17 protein-coding genes are annotated in these 16624 nt (G+C 67.4%); 9 read left to right on the forward strand and 8 right to left on the reverse strand.

The genetic code is table 11. The features are described from left to right. Positions 1-96 precede the first annotated feature (96 nt). Positions 97-582 (reverse strand): YajQ family cyclic di-GMP-binding protein, encoded by a 486-nt coding sequence (locus DID96_RS05595; protein WP_124598263.1) that lies wholly within the window; start codon positions 580-582, stop codon positions 97-99. Positions 583-734: 152 nt separating this feature from the next. Between DID96_RS05595 and murB the strand changes: the two genes are divergently transcribed. The 3 genes from murB (at position 735) to DID96_RS05610 (ending at position 3379) form a co-directional block, all read left to right on the forward strand. Beyond that, a complete protein-coding gene (gene murB, locus DID96_RS05600) occupies positions 735-1778 on the forward strand; it encodes a UDP-N-acetylmuramate dehydrogenase (protein ID WP_124598264.1) in 1044 nt (347 codons plus the stop codon). Positions 1779-1916: 138 nt separating this feature from the next. After that, positions 1917-2300: a helix-turn-helix transcriptional regulator gene (locus DID96_RS05605; protein ID WP_124598293.1), complete on the forward strand. Its 384-nt coding sequence runs from the start codon at positions 1917-1919 to the stop codon at positions 2298-2300. Continuing rightward, complete coding sequence (locus tag DID96_RS05610; RefSeq protein WP_124598265.1) at positions 2297-3379, forward strand: SRPBCC domain-containing protein; 1083 nt, start codon at positions 2297-2299, stop codon at positions 3377-3379. Before DID96_RS05605 ends, DID96_RS05610 begins: the two co-directional genes overlap by 4 nt. Positions 3380-3526: 147 nt before the next feature. Here the strand turns inward: DID96_RS05610 and argF are convergent, their stop codons facing one another. Next, the gene (gene argF / locus DID96_RS05615; RefSeq protein WP_124598266.1) at positions 3527-4456 is read right to left on the reverse strand and encodes an ornithine carbamoyltransferase; all 930 of its coding nucleotides are present in this window, start codon (positions 4454-4456) and stop codon (positions 3527-3529) included. A 413-nt stretch (positions 4457-4869) separates the two neighbouring features. On the opposite strand from argF, the gene DID96_RS05620 reads away from it, so the two are divergent. Continuing rightward, positions 4870-5193, forward strand: coding sequence for a DUF3579 domain-containing protein (locus tag DID96_RS05620; RefSeq protein ID WP_124598267.1), 324 nt, complete (start codon positions 4870-4872; stop codon positions 5191-5193). Positions 5194-5338: 145 nt separating this feature from the next. Here DID96_RS05620 and rpsT read toward each other — a convergent pair whose 3' ends face one another. After that, positions 5339-5611 (reverse strand): 30S ribosomal protein S20, encoded by a 273-nt coding sequence (gene rpsT / locus DID96_RS05625; protein WP_006398494.1) that lies wholly within the window; start codon positions 5609-5611, stop codon positions 5339-5341. 301 nt (positions 5612-5912) lie between these two features. Here rpsT and murJ point away from each other — a divergent pair, with 301 nt between their 5' ends. Together murJ and DID96_RS05635 are read left to right on the forward strand one after the other, a co-directional pair. After that, the gene (murJ, locus tag DID96_RS05630; RefSeq protein ID WP_124598268.1) at positions 5913-7463 is read left to right on the forward strand and encodes a murein biosynthesis integral membrane protein MurJ; all 1551 of its coding nucleotides are present in this window, start codon (positions 5913-5915) and stop codon (positions 7461-7463) included. A gap of 8 nt (positions 7464-7471) precedes the next feature. After that, positions 7472-8314, forward strand: a complete 843-nt coding sequence (locus DID96_RS05635) for a SirB1 family protein (protein WP_124598294.1) — start codon at positions 7472-7474, stop codon at positions 8312-8314. A 94-nt stretch (positions 8315-8408) separates the two neighbouring features. On the opposite strand, the gene DID96_RS05640 is transcribed toward DID96_RS05635, so the two are convergent. The 5 genes from DID96_RS05640 to lpxK form a co-directional block, all read right to left on the reverse strand. Continuing rightward, a complete protein-coding gene (locus DID96_RS05640; RefSeq protein ID WP_124598269.1) occupies positions 8409-9167 on the reverse strand; it encodes an SDR family NAD(P)-dependent oxidoreductase in 759 nt (252 codons plus the stop codon). 259 nt (positions 9168-9426) lie between these two features. Beyond that, positions 9427-10089 carry an adenylate kinase gene (gene adk / locus DID96_RS05645; protein WP_124598270.1) on the reverse strand — a complete coding sequence of 221 codons (663 nt, stop codon included), beginning with the start codon at positions 10087-10089 and terminating at the stop codon, positions 9427-9429. A gap of 206 nt (positions 10090-10295) precedes the next feature. Then, complete coding sequence (kdsB, locus tag DID96_RS05650; protein WP_124598271.1) at positions 10296-11087, reverse strand: 3-deoxy-manno-octulosonate cytidylyltransferase; 792 nt, start codon at positions 11085-11087, stop codon at positions 10296-10298. A gap of 93 nt (positions 11088-11180) precedes the next feature. Next, positions 11181-11375: a Trm112 family protein gene (locus tag DID96_RS05655; protein WP_010090898.1), complete on the reverse strand. Its 195-nt coding sequence runs from the start codon at positions 11373-11375 to the stop codon at positions 11181-11183. Then, positions 11356-12384, reverse strand: a complete 1029-nt coding sequence (gene lpxK / locus DID96_RS05660) for a tetraacyldisaccharide 4'-kinase (RefSeq protein ID WP_124598272.1) — start codon at positions 12382-12384, stop codon at positions 11356-11358. The genes DID96_RS05655 and lpxK overlap by 20 nt, the downstream gene beginning before the upstream one ends. Positions 12385-12833: 449 nt before the next feature. On the opposite strand from lpxK, the gene xseA reads away from it, so the two are divergent. From xseA to DID96_RS05675, 3 genes are all read left to right on the forward strand, one after another. Next, positions 12834-14216 carry an exodeoxyribonuclease VII large subunit gene (gene xseA / locus DID96_RS05665; RefSeq protein ID WP_124598273.1) on the forward strand — a complete coding sequence of 461 codons (1383 nt, stop codon included), beginning with the start codon at positions 12834-12836 and terminating at the stop codon, positions 14214-14216. Between the two features lie 222 nt (positions 14217-14438). Next, positions 14439-15017 carry a superoxide dismutase [Fe] gene (sodB, locus tag DID96_RS05670; protein ID WP_124598274.1) on the forward strand — a complete coding sequence of 193 codons (579 nt, stop codon included), beginning with the start codon at positions 14439-14441 and terminating at the stop codon, positions 15015-15017. A gap of 286 nt (positions 15018-15303) precedes the next feature. After that, positions 15304-16617: an MFS transporter gene (locus DID96_RS05675; protein ID WP_124598275.1), complete on the forward strand. Its 1314-nt coding sequence runs from the start codon at positions 15304-15306 to the stop codon at positions 16615-16617. The last annotated feature ends 7 nt before the right edge of the window (positions 16618-16624 follow it).

Below are 16624 nucleotides of genomic sequence, written 5' to 3' on the forward strand. Positions count from 1 at the left end.
CAAGCCGAAACAAGCCAAAGCGGGCCGAAGCGGGCCAGAGCCGCCCGAAGCGGCGCGCCGGGCGCATTGCGCAGCCCGGCGGCATCACGCGATCGATCAGTCGCGGAAGTTGTTGAAGTCGAGCGGGGTGTCGGTCACGTCCTTGCGCAGCATCGCGATCACGCTCTGCAGGTCGTCGCGCTTGGTGCCCGACACGCGCACCGCGTCGCCCTGGATGCTCGCCTGCACCTTGATCTTGCTGTCCTTGACGAGCCGCACGATCTTCTTCGCGAGATCGCCCGTCACGCCCTTCTTGACCGTCACGACCTGCTTGACCTTGTCGCCGCCGATCTTCTCGACCTTGCCGTAGTCGAGGAAGCGCACGTCGACGTTGCGCTTGGCCAGCTTGTTGATCAGCACGTCCTTGACCTGGCCGAGCTTGAAGTCGTCGTCGGCGAACAGCGTCAGCTCGCGTTCCTTTTGCTCGACGCGTGCGTCGGACCCCTTGAAGTCGAAGCGCGTCGAAATTTCCTTGTTCGACTGTTCGATGGCGTTCTTCACTTCGATCATGTTCGCTTCGCTGACGACGTCGAACGATGGCATGGCTTTCTCCCTGTAAAACGCGCGTGCCCGGCTTGCGCGCGGGCACTCGCTATAATTGCGGACTGTTTGCCATTCTACCGATGCCCCTTCGTTTGCCCAAGGCCGGCCGCACGCCGCCGGGCAGGTCCGGGCACGTCCGACCGCGATTGCCGATGCTTGCTGCCGACTCCACCCTGACGTTGCTTCCCGACCATCCGCTCGCCGCGCACAACACGTTCGGCTTCGACGTGAACACGCGGTTTGCAGCGCGCGTAACGCACGCGGACCAGTTCGCGGCGCTGCATCGCGATGCACGTGTCGCCAGTCTGCCGCGGCTGGTGCTCGGCGGCGGCAGCAACGTCGTGTTCACGCGCGACTTCGACGGCCTCGTGCTGCTCGACGAGATCGCCGGCCGCCGGGTCGTGCGCGACGACGACGACGCGTGGTACGTCGAGGCAGGCGGCGGCGAAAACTGGCACGCGTTCGTCGCGTGGACACTCGAGCACGGGATGGCGGGTCTCGAGAACCTCGCGCTGATTCCCGGCACGGTCGGCGCCGCGCCGATCCAGAACATCGGCGCGTACGGGCTCGAAATGAAGACGTATTTCGATTCGCTCGTCGCCGTCGAGCTCGCAACCGGGCGCAGCGAACGCTTCGATGCCGCGCGCTGCGCGTTCGGCTATCGCGACAGCTTCTTCAAGCGGGAAGGCCGCGCGCGGTTCGCGATCGTGTCGGTGACGTTCCGGCTGCCGAAGCACTGGACGCCGCGGCTCGGCTATGCGGACGTCACGCGCGAACTCGACGCGCGCGGCATCGCGCAGGCGGCGGCGACACCGCGCGACGTGTTCGATGCCGTGGTCGCGATCCGCCGCGCGAAGCTGCCCGATCCGCTCGCGCTCGGCAACGCGGGCAGCTTCTTCAAGAATCCGGTGATCGATGCCGCGCAGTTCGACGCGCTGCGCGCACGCGTGCCCGACGTCGTGTCGTATCCGCAGCCGGACGGGCAGGTGAAGCTCGCGGCCGGCTGGCTGATCGACCGCAGCGGCTGGAAGGGGCGCGCACTCGGCGCCGCGGCCGTGCACGACCGCCAGGCGCTCGTGCTCGTCAATCGCGGCGGCGCGACGGGCGCGGACGTGATCGCGCTCGCCCGTGCGATCCAGAGCGACGTGTTCGCGAAGTTCGGCGTCGAGCTGGAGCCGGAGCCGGTGTGTCTGTGAGCCGGACCGCCACGCACGCGTAACGGCAGCGCGCGCGGATGCCGTTCCGTGCTGCTGCCAATCCGTCCCCATCATCGTCGCGTTCGCGGTGCGCACCTCATCCTTGACTCTCATTTAACCTTGAAGTTAAATGAGGACATGCGATCCCCATCCGATTCCCTGTCCGCGGTGTTCGCCGCACTGGCCGACCCGACCCGCCGCGCTATCCTGGTGCGGCTGGCCGACGGCGCGGCGCCCGTCAGCGAACTGGCCCGGCCGTTCGACATTTCCGCGCCGGCGATTTCGAAGCACTTGCGCGTGCTGTCCGACGCGGGGCTGATCGAACGGGAAGTCGATGCGCGCTGGCGGATCTGCCGGCTGCGCGCCGACGGGATGCGCGATGCGCACGGCTGGCTCGAAACCTATCGCCAGTTCTGGGAAGACAGTCTCGATCGTCTGAAGGTGTTCGTCGAACAGTCGGGCGCGGAGCGCGACGCCGGCGACGCCTGTCCACCCGCTCCGTCCCCGGAGGAGAAGCCATGAGTCAAGCAGCGTCGTTTCATCTGGAAATGGACCGCTTCATCCGCGCGCCGCGCGAACGCGTGTTCGACGCGTTCACCAGCGAGACCGCGCTGGCGGCCTGGCATTGCCCGCGCGGGATGAGTGTGGTCGAAGCGAGTGCCGACGCACGGGTCGGCGGCAAGTACCGGATCGTGATGGGCGGGCGCGACGGTTCGCGGCACATCGCGGGCGGCGAGTACCAGAAGGTCGACCGCGTCGATTTTCTGGCCTACACGTGGGCGTGGGAGGCGGGCGCGATGCCGCCCGAGCTCAAGACGCTGATCGAGGTCACGCTCACCGACCAGGACGGCGGCACGCACCTGCACATGCGTCACAGCGGTTTCCCGAGCGCGCAGGAGCGCGATTCGCACCTGGGCGGCTGGCAGTCGGTGTTCAACCGGCTCAGCGACCTGCTGGACCCGGAGGGCAGCGCGGGAACGGTGCGCGTGTTCGGCGATCCGCGCAGCACGTATGTCCGCACGGTGCGGATGGCGCTCGCGGAGAAGGGCGTCGCCTACACGCTCGAATCGCTGCCGCCGCATTCGCCGGAAGTGCTCGCGCACAACCCGTTCGGCCGCATTCCGGCATTCAGCGACGGGCCGATCGAGTTCTACGAAACCCGGGCGATCGTCGGCTACCTCGACGAAGCGTTCGATGGCCCGAGCCTGCTGCCGCAATGGGGCGTGACCGCGCACGCACGCGGCGAGCAGTGGATCAGCCTGGTCAACTGCCATGCGTACGACGCGATGGTGCGCCGCTATGTGCTGCAGTACGTGTTCCCGAAGGGCGAGAACGGCCAGCCCGATCACGCGGTGATCGACGGGGCGCTGCCCGATATCGACAAGCAGCTGCAGGTGTTCGACGCGGCGTACGGCGATCGCGACTATCTGGTCGGCTCGGCGCTGTCGATGGCGGATCTGTTCCTCGCGCCGATTCTCGCTTACGTCGGCATGTTCCCCGAGGGCGCCGAGCTGTTGAAGAAGTATCGGAACATCGAGCGCGCACAGGCGGCGATACGGGCGCGGCCGAGCTTTGCCGCCACGCAGCCCGTGACGGGCTGACGCGAAGCCGCACGACGCGCGCGGCCGGTTCGTGCGGCCGATCGTCGTGCGTGCCGAAGCCGGCGGGCAAATGAAAAAGCGCCGATCGTCGATCGGCGCTTTTCTTCGTCAGCCCGTGCCCAAGCAGAGCCCAGGCAGTGCCCGGGGTCAGTGCTTCAGCCGGCCGAGCAGCAGGAATTCCATCAGCGCCTTCTGCACGTGCAGGCGGTTTTCCGCCTCGTCCCAGACGACGCTCTGCGGGCCGTCGATCACGCCGGCCGTCACTTCCTCGCCGCGGTGTGCGGGCAGGCAGTGCATGAAGAGGGCATCGGGGCTCGCGTGGCCCATCATCTCCTCGTCGACGCACCAGTCGGCGAACGCCTGCTTGCGCGCGTCGTTCTCGGCCTCGAAGCCCATGCTCGTCCACACGTCGGTCGTCACGAGATCGGCGCCCTTGCACACTTCGTTCGGATCGTCGACGACTTCATAGAACGGCGCGCTCTCCGGCGCGACGAGCTTCATGTCGAGCCCGTAGCCCGGCGGCGTCGACAGGCGCAGCTTGAAGCCGAGGATCTGCGCGGCCTGGATCCACGTGTACAGCATGTTGTTCGCATCGCCGACCCACGCGACCGTCTTGCCGCGAATTGGGCCGCGATGCTCGTAGTACGTGAAGATGTCGGCGAGCACCTGGCACGGATGGTATTCGTTGGTCAGGCCGTTGATCACCGGCACGCGGGAGTTTTCCGCGAAGCGCTGGATGATCTCCTGCTCGAACGTGCGGATCATGATGATGTCGACCATCCGCGAGATGACTTGCGCGGAATCCTCGACCGGCTCGCCGCGGCCGAGCTGCGTGTCGCGGGTGCTCATGAAGACGGCGTGGCCGCCGAGCTGGAAGATCCCGGCCTCGAACGACAGGCGCGTGCGCGTCGAGCTCTTCTCGAAGATCATCGCGAGCGTGCGGTCGTGCAGCGGATGGTAGGTCTCGTAGTTCTTGAACTTGCGCTTCAGGATTCCCGTGCGTTCGAGCACGTACTCGTAGTCTTCCAGCGAGAAATCCTTGAACTGCAGGTAGTGACGAATGGTTTTGGCGGTCATGAAACGAAATGCGGCGGGTTCTACCCGGCCGCCGGGGCCGGACGGCGCCACCGTCGGATGTGGATAACTTCAAAGCAGCATAAAGGATTTTCTGTGCTTTGACGAGCCGGGCCAGATAACGGGGATGGATTGCCGCGTGCGCCCGACGGTGGCGGAGCAGGGGGCGCGAGACGACGCGCAATGGCGCGCTGCGGTATAATCCAAAAGTTTTCTCCAGCCCGGCAGGCAAGCCTCACACACGCGCTGCCGGACACAAGCTGTGCGCTGCACAAAACCGGTGCGGCGTGCCGGGAATCGTGCCGTCCCCCCCGCCTGCGGGTGCGCGCGGACGTCACCGGCGTCATGCCTGCTTTGTGTTTGCGTGCCCAGGCGCCGTTGCCTGCGCATCGCCGGGCCGTCACTTGGGTAACCACATGGCTGAAACCCCTCCGACCGAATACTTCATCCAGGGCATCACGAAAGATGGCAAAAAATTTCGCCCGAGCGACTGGTCGGAGCGTCTTGCTGGTGTGATGTCCTGTTTCGGGCCGGGAGCAAGCGGGCCGAACGCCAGGCTCAAGTATTCGCTGTACGTGCGTCCGACGATGCTCGGCGACACCAAATGCGTGATTCTCGATTCCCGTCTGCGCGACGTCGAGCCGATGGCGTTCGATTTCGTGATGAACTTCGCGAAGGACAACCACCTCGTCGTCACCGAGGCGTGCGAATTGCCCGACTACGCGAACAACAAGAGCTGAGCTGCCGGGCGCCTGCCGCGCCCGTCCGGTTCATGCCGCCACGGCCTCGCCGGCGGCGGACGATGCAAAACAAAAAGCCCGCGAATGCGGGCTTTTTGTTGATCGCAGGAAACAGGAGCGCCCGCGTGAGGCGGGCACACCGGAGTTACGCTGCTGCCTGCAGGCCCTTGACGGCTGCGGCGAGGCGGCTCTTGCTGCGAGCGGCCTTGTTCTTGTGAACGATCTTCTTGTCGGCGATCGTGTCGATCGTCTTCACGGCAGCCTTGAACAGCTCGGCAGCCTTTGCCTGGTCGCCGGCGTCAACAGCCTTGCGAACGGCCTTGATCGCGGTACGGAATTTCGAGCGCAGCGCCGAGTTGTGCGAGTTTGCCTTCGCGGCCTGGCGGGCGCGCTTGCGTGCTTGTGCGGAGTTAGCCATGACGGTTCCTTATCCTGTCCTGTTTCCAGAGCTTGGAGCCTGACGGCCAAGCGCTGTTTTTCGATCCGTCCCCTGAGAACGATTGCCCAGGGGCGCAAAAAAAACGTTGGTTTTATCCGAGGCCCGGACACGGAAACGGCAGGTGCCGCGCATGTAACAGGCTCAGAAACCGGCGATTATAGCAACAAAATCAAGCGTGTGGCAAGTTTGGCGTCGGATGCGGAAGCGGGCGGGTGTCGCGGGCGTCCTTTTCCGCGATCGGCCGTGCCGCGCCACGCAACGTCCGTATAATAAGCGCCCCATGAATCTATTCCGAGCCCTGCTGACGGTCAGCGGCTTCACGCTGCTGTCGCGCGTGACCGGACTGGCCCGTGAGACGCTGATCGCGCGAGCGTTCGGTGCCAGTCAATATACCGACGCGTTCTACGTCGCGTTCCGCATTCCGAACCTGTTGCGTCGCCTGTCCGCGGAAGGCGCGTTCTCGCAGGCGTTCGTGCCGATCCTTGCCGAGTTCAAGAACCAGCAGGGGCACGACGCGACGAAGGCGCTCGTCGACGCGATGTCGACCGTGCTTGCGTGGGCGCTCGCCGTGCTGTCGGTCGTCGGCATCGCCGGCGCGACGTGGGTCGTGTTCGCGGTCGCGTCCGGCTTGCGCACCGACGGCCAGGCGTTTCCGCTTGCCGTCACGATGACGCGCATCATGTTCCCGTACATCGTGTTCATCTCGTTGACGACGCTCGCGTCCGGCGTGCTGAACACGTACAAGAGCTTTTCGCTGCCCGCATTCGCGCCGGTGCTGCTCAACGTCGCGTTTATCGTCGCGGCCGTGTTCGTCGCGCCGCACCTGAAGGTGCCCGTGTATGCGCTTGCGTGGGCGGTGATCGCGGGCGGGGTGCTGCAGTTCATCGTGCAGCTGCCGGGCCTGAAGAAGATCGACATGGTGCCGCTGATCGGCCTCAATCCGATGCGTGCGCTGCGGCATCGGGGCGTGAAGCGCGTGCTCGCGAAGATGGTGCCGGCGACCTTCGCGGTGTCGGTCGCGCAGCTGTCGCTGATCATCAACACCAACATCGCGTCGCGGCTCGGGCAGGGCGCGGTGTCGTGGATCAACTATGCGGACCGGCTGATGGAGTTCCCGACCGCGCTGCTCGGCGTCGCGCTCGGCACGATCCTGCTGCCGAGCCTGTCGAAGGCGCACGTCGACGCGGATGCGACCGAATATTCGGCGCTGCTCGACTGGGGGCTGCGCGTCACGTTCCTGCTCGCCGCGCCGAGCGCGCTCGCGCTGTTCTTCTTCGCGGAGCCGCTCACCGCGACGCTGTTCAACTACGGCAAGTTCGACGCGCATACCGTCACGATGGTCGCGCGCGCGCTCGCGACCTACGGGATCGGGCTCGTCGGCATCATCCTGATCAAGATTCTCGCGCCGGGCTTCTATGCGAAGCAGGACATCAAGACGCCGGTGAAGATCGCGATCGGCGTGCTCGTCGTCACGCAGTTGTCGAACTACGTGTTCGTGCCGCTGATCGGCCATGCGGGCCTCACGCTCAGCATCGGCGTCGGCGCGTGCCTGAACTCGCTGCTGCTGTTCATCGGCCTGCGGCGGCGCGGCATCTACGAGCCGTCGGAGGGCTGGCTGCGCTTCTTCACGCAGCTCGTCGGCGCGGCCCTCGTGCTCGCCGGCACGATGCACTGGTTCGCGGTCAACTTCGACTGGACCGGGCTGCGCGTGCAGCCGCTCGCGCGCATCGCACTGATGGCCGCGTGCCTCGTGCTGTTCGCTGCACTATATTTCGGTATGTTGTCGGTGATGGGCTTCAAATACGCTTACTTCAGAAGGCGCGCCAAGTGACGACCACAATGACCCGGGTCCTCGATTACTTCAGTACGCTCGTCGCGGAAGACGACAGCCTGCCGGTCACCGAGGCCGCGCTGTCGCTTGCGCAGGATGCGTACCCGGATCTTGACCTGCAGGGCACGCTCGCCGAGCTCGACATGCTCGCCGCAAGGCTGCGCCGGCGCTTCGGCGCCGACGCCGGCCTGAAGGACCGGATCGCCGCGCTGAACGAGTTCTTCTTCCGCGAGCTCGGCTTCGCCTGCAATCACAACGACTACTACGATCCCGACAACAGCCACCTGAACGTCGTGCTGAGGCGGCGGCGCGGGATCCCGATCTCGCTGTCGGTGCTGTACATCGAGCTGGCCGAGCAGATCGGCGTGCCGGCGCGCGGCGTGTCGTTTCCCGGCCATTTCCTGCTGCGCGTCACGCTGTCGGACGGCGATCTGATCATCGATCCGACCAACGGCCATTCGCTGTCCGAAGCCGAGATGGTCGAGATGCTGGAGCCGTACGTCGCCCGTGCGGCCGGTGCGGTGGACAGCGCGTTGCGCGCGCTGCTGCAGCCGGCGACGAGCCGCGAGATCATCGCGCGGATGCTGCGCAACCTGAAGACGATCTATCTGCAGACGGAACGCTGGCAGCGGCTGCTCGCGGTGCAGCAGCGGCTCGTGATCCTGCTGCCGGACCAGCTCGACGAGGTGCGCGACCGCGGCTTCGCGTATGCGCGGCTCGACTACCTGCGGCCGGCGCTCGAGGATCTCGAGCAGTATCTGGGCGAGCGGCCCGACGCGGAAGACGCGACGGTCGTCGAGTCGCAGGTGACCGAATTGCGTCAGCGGATGCAGCGCGGCGACGAAGACTGAGCGCTCGTTCCAGCGCTTCCCGTGCCGGATGCGAAACGCCCGCCCTGCGCAGTGTGCGCGTGGCGGGCATTTTTTCAGCTGCGCGCCGCGTGGGTCATTTCGGCTGCATCCGGATTGCGCCGTCGAGGCGGATCACCTCGCCGTTGAGCATCGGGTTCTCGACGATCTGCCGGACCAGCATCGCATATTCGGCCGGCTTGCCGAGCCGCGGCGGGAACGGCACCATCGCGCCGAGCGCGTGCTGCACGTCTTTCGGCATGCCGAGCAGCATCGGCGTCTCGAACAGGCCGGGTGCGATCGTCATCACGCGGATGCCGCTGCGCGACAGGTCGCGCGCGATCGGCAGCGTCATGCCGGCGACGCCGGCCTTCGATGCCGCATACGCGGCCTGGCCGATCTGGCCGTCGAACGCCGCGACCGACGCGGTGCTGATCACCACGCCGCGCTCGCCTTCCGCGTTCGGCGCGTTCGCGGCCATCGCGACGGCCGCAATGCGGATCATGTTGAACGTGCCGACGAGGTTCACGCTGATCGTCCTCGCGAACACGTCGAGCGGATGCGCGCCGTCCTTGCCGACGGTCTTCGCGGCGGGCGCGATGCCCGCGCAGTTCACGAGGCCACGCAGCGTGCCGGCGCGCATCGCCGCATCGACCGCGGCCTGCGCGTCGTCCTCGCGCGCGACATCGCACCGGACGAACACGCCGCCCAGCTCGCGCGCGAGCGCTTCGCCGGCTTCCTGGTTCAGGTCGGCGAGCACGACCTTGCCGCCTTCCTCCGCGAGCATCCGCGCAGTGCCGGCGCCGAGCCCCGACGCGCCCCCGGTGATCAGAAAGACGTTTCCGCGAATCTCCATGACTGCCTCCTGTCGGCGAGACCTGGCGCCGTGGCGCCTGGTCTGGTCCCGTGCAAAGCTGCTGGTCCGTAGGGCCGGCGACCTGCGTGCGTGCGGCGGGCAGGGCCGGACGGGTTCGAGCCAGTCGATTGTACGGGGTGCGGTCGTGTGCCGGTACAACGCGAACGCTCGTGCAAATCGGCTGCAGGCGGGCTGAAGGCGAATTGCACGCGAAAAAAAACCGCCCGGGGCGGGCGGTTTTTTCGACTGAACGCGATGCTTACTTCAGCGCATCGAACGCACGGTCGCGGATCTCGTCGACGGTGCCGAGACCGGAGATCTTCCGGTATTGCGGCGCCTTCAGGCCGTTCTCCTCGCCACGCTGCGCCCAGTCTCCGTAGTAGTTGATGAGCGGCTTGGTCTGCGCTTCGTACACTTCGAGACGCTTCTTGACAGTTTCTTCCTTGTCGTCGTCGCGCTGGATCAGCGGTTCGCCCGTGACGTCGTCGATGCCTTCGACTTTCGGCGGGTTGAACTTGACGTGATAGGTGCGGCCCGACGCCGGGTGCGTGCGGCGGCCGCTCATCCGCTCGATGATTTCCGAGAACGGCACGTCGATTTCGAGCACGTAGTCGATCGCGACGCCGGCATCCTTCATCGCGTCGGCCTGCGCGATCGTGCGCGGGAAGCCGTCGAACAGGTAGCCGTTCGCGCAATCCGCTTCCTTCAGGCGCTCCTTGACGAGGCCGATGATCAGCTCGTCCGGGACGAGCTTGCCGGCGTCCATGAAGCCCTTCGCTTCGACGCCGAGCGGCGTGCCGGCCTTCACGGCCGCGCGCAGCATGTCACCCGTCGAGATCTGCGGGATGCCGAATTTTTCCTTGATGAAGTTTGCCTGGGTGCCCTTTCCCGCGCCGGGCGCGCCCAACAGGATCAAACGCATGGTGATATCTCCAGTATGTAGATTCGTATGGCGAGGCTCGAAGGCGTCGGCGACGAAGTGCGCGGCAGCTTGCCTGGCACGCGGCGGACCGGTCTGACGCGGCGCGTCGGCTCAGCGACGCGCGGCTGCCGGAAGGGCCGCGGCGGGGTCAAGCGGGCACGCGCGGATCGCGGACGGCTCGCACAATCGCCTGATTATGCCACGGGTTATTTTGATTCCGGCCGAAAAAGGGCCTGCACGCGTGCGAGATCGGCTGGCGTGTCGATGCCGGCCTCCGGCGCGCGCCCGGTGATCAGCACTGCAATCCGCTCGCCGTGCCACATCGCGCGCAGCTGTTCGAGCTGCTCGGCCTGCTCGATCGGCGCCTGCGCGAGCGACGGATACGTGCGCAGGAAACGCGCGCGATACGCATAGAGGCCGATGTGCCGATACACCGGAAACGCCGGCGCAGGCATGGCTGACACGTCTGGCCAGTGCGGCTGGTATGCGTCGCGGCTCCACGGAATCGGCGCGCGCGAGAAGTACAGCGCGACGCCCTGCGCGTCGAGCGCGACCTTCACAATATTCGGGTTGAACACGTCGGCCGCCGCATGGATCGGATGCGCGGCGGTCGAGATCGCGCACGCCGGATGCGCGGCGAGGTGCGACGCTACGTCGCGGACCAGCTCGGGGTCGATCAGCGGCTCGTCGCCCTGCACGTTGACGACGACCGTGTCGTCGCTCCAGCCGAACGCGGCCGCGACCTCGGCGAGCCGATCGGTGCCGGACGGATGGTCGGCGCGCGTGAGCACTGCGTCGAAGCCGTGGTCGCGTGCGGCGTCGAGCACGCTCTGCGCATCGGATGCGACGAGTACCTGCTGCGCGCCCGCTTCGCGCGCCCGTTCGGCGACGCGCACGACCATCGGCTTGCCGCCGAGATCGGCGAGCGGCTTGTTCGGAAGCCGGGTCGAGGCGAGCCGGGCGGGAATGACGGCGATGAAGGGCTGCGGGTGAGTCATCGGACAGGCGAATCGTATGAGGAAGCGGCGCACGCGTGTGCGCGGGGTGGCCGGGCCGCCGGGCCGCCGGCCCGTGTCAGGCCCGGGCCGGGTTCAGCGGCCGGCCGGATCGACCGGCGTGCCTTCGACGGTCTGGCGTGCTTCGTCGACGAGCATCACGGGGATGCCGTCGCGGATCGGGTACGCGAGCTTGTCGGCGTTGCAGATCAGTTCCTGCGCAGCACGGTCATAGTGGAGCGGGCCTTTGCAAATAGGGCACACGAGGATTTCAAGCAGGCGAGCGTCCACGGAGTTTCTCCACAACGAGGGCAATGAGGCGAGGATCGAGCGCGGCTTCGACGGGGACGACCCAGATTCGAGCGTCGCGCCAGGAAGCGCCCAATTTTACTGCATCCTTCTCGGTGATCAGGATCGTGTCGACCTGATCGTCGACGAACGGATTGTCCGCGAATGCGTAGTGGTCGGGCAGCGCGCGGGTCGCGGGCGCGAGGCCCGCTGCGCGCAGCGTCGCGAAGAAGCGTTCCGGCGCGCCGATGCCGGCCGCCGCGAGCACCCGCTCGCCGGCGAACTGCGACAGCGGGCGGCGCAGCGTCGGCCGGTCGAGATGCCACGCGGCGCCGGGCGCGAGCTTCAGCGCGTACGTGTCGGGCCACGGTGGCAGCGCACCGCTGTACGGATCGTTGACGAGCGTCGCATCGCGGCGCCGCGACAGCGGTTCGCGCAGTGGCCCCGCCGGCAGCAGGAAGCCGTTGCCGCCAAGCCGGTGATCGAACACGACGAGCTCGACCGTGCGTGCGAGGCGGTAGTGCTGCAGGCCGTCGTCGCTGACGATCACGTCGACGTCCGGATGTGCGGCGCGCAGCGCGTGCGCGGCGGCGACGCGGTCAGGACACACCCACACCGGCGCGTCGGTGCGGCGGGCGATCAGGAGCGGCTCGTCGCCGGCCTCGTTCGCGCGCGACGCGGGCGTGACAGCGGTCGGCGTCCTGACGTTCGCGCCGTAGCCCCGCGACACGACGCCGGGCGTGAAGCCCGCTGCGCGCAGCGCATCGACGAGCGCGATCACGGTCGGCGTCTTGCCGGTGCCGCCGACGGTCACGTTGCCGACCACGACGACCGGCACGCCGACGTCGACCGGCTTCTTCCAGCCTTGCGCATAGGCCGTGCGGCGCAGCGCCGCGCACAGGCCGAACACGCACGCGAACGGTGTGAGCGCCCACGCGAGCGCGCCGCGGCGCTGCCATTCGCGCGTGAGACGCGTCTCGACGCGGGCGAGCGGGCCGCCGGGCGCGCTCATCGGGCGGGGCGCGGCGCGCGAGGCGCCACGGCGTGGAACGGGGTCGTCAAGGCGAATTCTCCGTATCGCGGCGCGAGCCGCGGGGTCTCTCGGAAGGCGGCACTCTAGCGCGCGCCGCGCTGGCGCGGCAAGCGGCATCGGACGGCAGCGCCAGCGGGGACGGATCGGGCGGGCCTGTGGATAACTCTGTGAAAAACCCGGCCGCCGAAGGCCGCACACGCCCGTCCGGCGGACCTCGAATCGGATGAGAATCATTCCATAATGTTTAAAACTTTATAAAAATCAAGGTGTTGGCATCAATTGTCTGGCGTTTTGCGAAGATTTTCGGGGATTTTTGCAGGCGAATGACAGAATGTGGACACTTCCGTGTTGTGCAATGCGAGGTGTGCCGCTGGACGTCAGGCCGATGTCGGACTATCGTGTCGCCGCCAGCAATCATCCGATCGTCCATGCTTTCCGATTCCTTCTTTGCCGCGCCCGGCGCGGCGCGCGGCGGCGACGAAGTCATCCCCGTCTCGGTGCTCAACCGCGCAATTTCCACGATGCTCGAGCGCTCGTTCCCGCCGATGTGGGTCGCGGGCGAAGTGTCGAACTTCACGCGCGCCGCGAGCGGCCACTGGTATTTCTCGATCAAGGACCAGCAGGCGCAGATGCGCTGCGTGATGTTCCGCGGCCGGGCGCAGTATGCGGAATTCACGCCGCGCGAAGGCGACCGGATCGAGGTGCGCGCGGTGGTTACGATGTACGAGCCGCGCGGCGAGTTGCAGCTCAACGTCGAGGCCGTGCGGCGCACGGGGCAGGGGCGCCTGTACGAGGCGTTCCTGCGGCTCAAGGCGCAGCTCGAGGCCGAGGGCCTGTTCGCGCCCGAGCGCAAGCGGCCGCTGCCCGCGCATCCGCGCGCGATCGGCATCGTCACGTCGCTGCAGGCCGCCGCGCTGCGCGACGTGCTGACGACGCTCGCACGGCGCGCGCCGCACATTCCGGTGATCGTCTATCCGGCGCCCGTGCAGGGGGCCGGCTCGGCCGAGAAGCTCGTCGCGGCGGTCGAGACCGCCAACGCGCGGCGCGAAGTCGACGTGCTGCTCGTGTGCCGCGGCGGCGGCTCGATCGAGGATCTGTGGTCGTTCAACGACGAAGCGCTCGCTCGCGCGATCGCGGCGAGCGAGCTGCCGGTCGTCAGCGGCGTCGGCCACGAAACCGATTTCACGATCGCGGATTTCGCCGCGGATGTACGCGCGCCGACGCCGACTGGCGCGGCCGAGCTTGCGAGCCCGCAGCGCGCGCTGCTGCTGCGCGAGGTCGGCGACCGGCAGCGCGCGCTCGCGCGCGGGATGCGCCGCGTGCTCGAGCAGCGCGCGCAGCAGCTCGACTGGCTCGCGCGCCGGCTCGTGAGCCCGGCCGAACGGCTGCAGCGGCAGCGCACGCACGTCGAGCAGCTCGCGGTGCGTCTCGCGTCCGCGGCCGCGCGGCCCGTGCGCGACGCGCGCGCGCGGTTCGCGCTCGCGCAACTGCGCTGGCAGCGCGCGCGGCCCGACGTGAAGCAGGCGCGTCAGACGCTTGCCGGGCTGGAGCAGCGTCTTGCAGTCGCGCTGCAGCGCCGTCACGAGCGCGACACGGCGCGCGTGGCAGCCTGTGCGGCGCGGCTCGAGGTGCTGAATCCGCAACGCACGCTCGAGCGCGGCTATGCGGCACTGATCGATGCGCAGACGGGCCGTGCGGTGCGCGCGCCGAGCGCGCTGAAGCCGCAGCGGCGCCTGACCGTGCACCTCGCGGAAGGCTCGGCGGACGTGTCGCTTGCCGACGTGCAGCCGCGGCTGTCGGATACGTTCTGACGGAGCGGCGGCGCGCGGCGGCACCGGACGAGCGCCGCGCATCGATCCCTCGGGCAGGCGCGTTTCGTGCTCACCGTCTGTCCGGACGTTGCGCGAACGCCGGTTTTCCGCATACCGCGGATAAATGGCCCGTGAGTTTGCGGGGTTATTCTTCCTCGCCTACAATCGGACGCTCGGCAGCATTCAACACAGCCTCCCTACATACTCAACGAAGGAATCGCCATGGCTCATACGCTCCCGCCGCTCCCGTACGCTGAAGACGCACTTGCGCCGACCATCTCGCAAGAGACGATCCAGTACCACTATGGCAAGCATCACCAGGCTTATGTGACGAACCTGAACAACCTGATCCCCGGCACGGAATTCGAAAACCTGTCGCTGGAAGAGATCGTGAAGAAGTCGTCGGGCGGTATCTTCAACAACGCCGCGCAAATCTGGAACCACACGTTCTTCTGGAACAGCCTGTCGCCGAACGGCGGCGGCGCACCGACGGGCGCGCTCGGCGACGCGATCAACGCGAAGTGGGGTTCGTACGACGCGTTCAAGGAAGCGTTCACGAAGGCTGCAGTCGGCACGTTCGGCTCGGGCTGGGCATGGCTCGTGAAGAAGGCGGACGGTTCGCTCGACATCGTGTCGACGAGCAACGCGGCAACGCCGCTGACGACGGCCGACACGGCACTGCTGACGATCGACGTGTGGGAACACGCGTACTACATCGACTACCGCAACGCACGTCCGAAGTTCGTCGAAGCGTTCTGGAACATCGTGAACTGGGATTTCGCCGCGAAGAACTTCGCGTAAGCGATCCCCTGCGCGCTTGCCACGCGGCCCGCACCGGCCGCGCGGCATCCACGAAAAGCCCTCCGTCGCGAGGGCTTTTTGTTTTTGTGCGCCGCGCTGTTTTTGTGCGCCGTGCGGCGGGCGTTTCGCCGAGCCTTATAACCACAGGCAATCAGCCGATGCCATAAATTCAATAGACGCTCGCGAGGCCGGCTCCGACACTCCTTTCCAGCCATTCGTGACACGAATGACGGCGCGCATCGAGACCCCGCCATGGGGCAGCGCGACGGCCCCTGGAGGAGACACCATGTTTCAACGCCCCCGCGTCAGTCGGTCGATACTCGCGCTGATGTGCGCGATGTCGTTCATCATGTACCTCGATCGCGTGAACCTGTCGGCGTCCGCCGGCGTGATCCGCGACGACCTGCATCTGTCCAACACCGGCGTCGGCCTCGTGTTCGCGGCGTTCGCGTACACGTACGCGATCTGCCAGGTCCTCGGCGGCTGGGCGAGCGACCGCTACGGCGCCAAGCGCACGCTGATCGCCTGCGCGACCATCTGGATCGTCGCGACCGTCGCCACCGGGCTTGCGGGCGGCCTCGCGTCGCTGTTCTGCGCCCGCATGCTGCTGGGCGTCGGCGAGGGCGCCGCGTTGCCCGCGCAGGCCCGCGCGCTGACCAACTGGTTCCCCGCCGGGCGGCGCGGCTTCGTGCAGGGGCTCACGCATTCGTTCTCGCGGCTCGGTAATGCGGTCACGCCGCCGCTCGTCGCGTTGGTCGTCGCGCTCGCGTCGTGGCGCGCATCGTTCATCGCGGCGGGGGCGCTCACCGCGGTGTGGGTGATCGTCTACGCGTGGTACTTCGCGGACGATCCGCGCCGGCACCGCCACATGTCCGACGACGAAGCGGCCAAGCTGCCGCCTGCCCGCAGCGACGCCGGCGCCGACGCGCGCGCCCGCACGCCGTGGCGGCGGCTTCTCGCACGCATCGCGCCGACGATGGTCGTGTACTTCTGCTACGGCTGGACCGGCTGGCTGTTCTTCACATGGCTGCCGAGCTTCTTCATGCACGGGCGCGGACTCGACCTGAAGCAGTCCGCGTTCTTCTCGGCCGGCGTGTTCCTGTCGGGCGTCGTCGGCAACACGGCGGGCGGCGTGCTGAGCGATCGCGTGCTGAAGCGCACCGGGAACGTTGTCGCCGCACGCCGCAACGTGATCATCGTCGCGTTCGTCGGCGCGCTCGTGTTCCTCGCGCCGGTGATGTTCGTCAAGTCGCTGACCGTGACCGCGATGTCGATGAGCCTGTCGTTCTTCTTTCTCGAGATGACGATCGGGCCGATCTGGGCGGTGCCGATGGACATCACGCCGCAGCACGTCGGTGTCGCGAGCGGCCTCGTGAACGCCGGCTCCGCGATCGCGGGGATCTTCACGCCGATCGCGTTCGGCTTCGTCGTCGACCGCACGGGCAGCTGGACGCTGCCGTTCGCCGGCTCGATCGCACTGCTCGTGCTCGGCATCGTGATGACGTTCTTCATGCGGCCCGACATTCCGTTGCGCGACGACACGCGTACGGCGCCCGCGGACGACGCGGCGTTCGGGCTGACCGGCCCGTCCGGGCGTTGAGCGGGGA

Source organism: Burkholderia sp. Bp8963, from assembly GCF_003854275.1.
Taxonomy (GTDB): Bacteria; Pseudomonadota; Gammaproteobacteria; order Burkholderiales; family Burkholderiaceae; genus Burkholderia.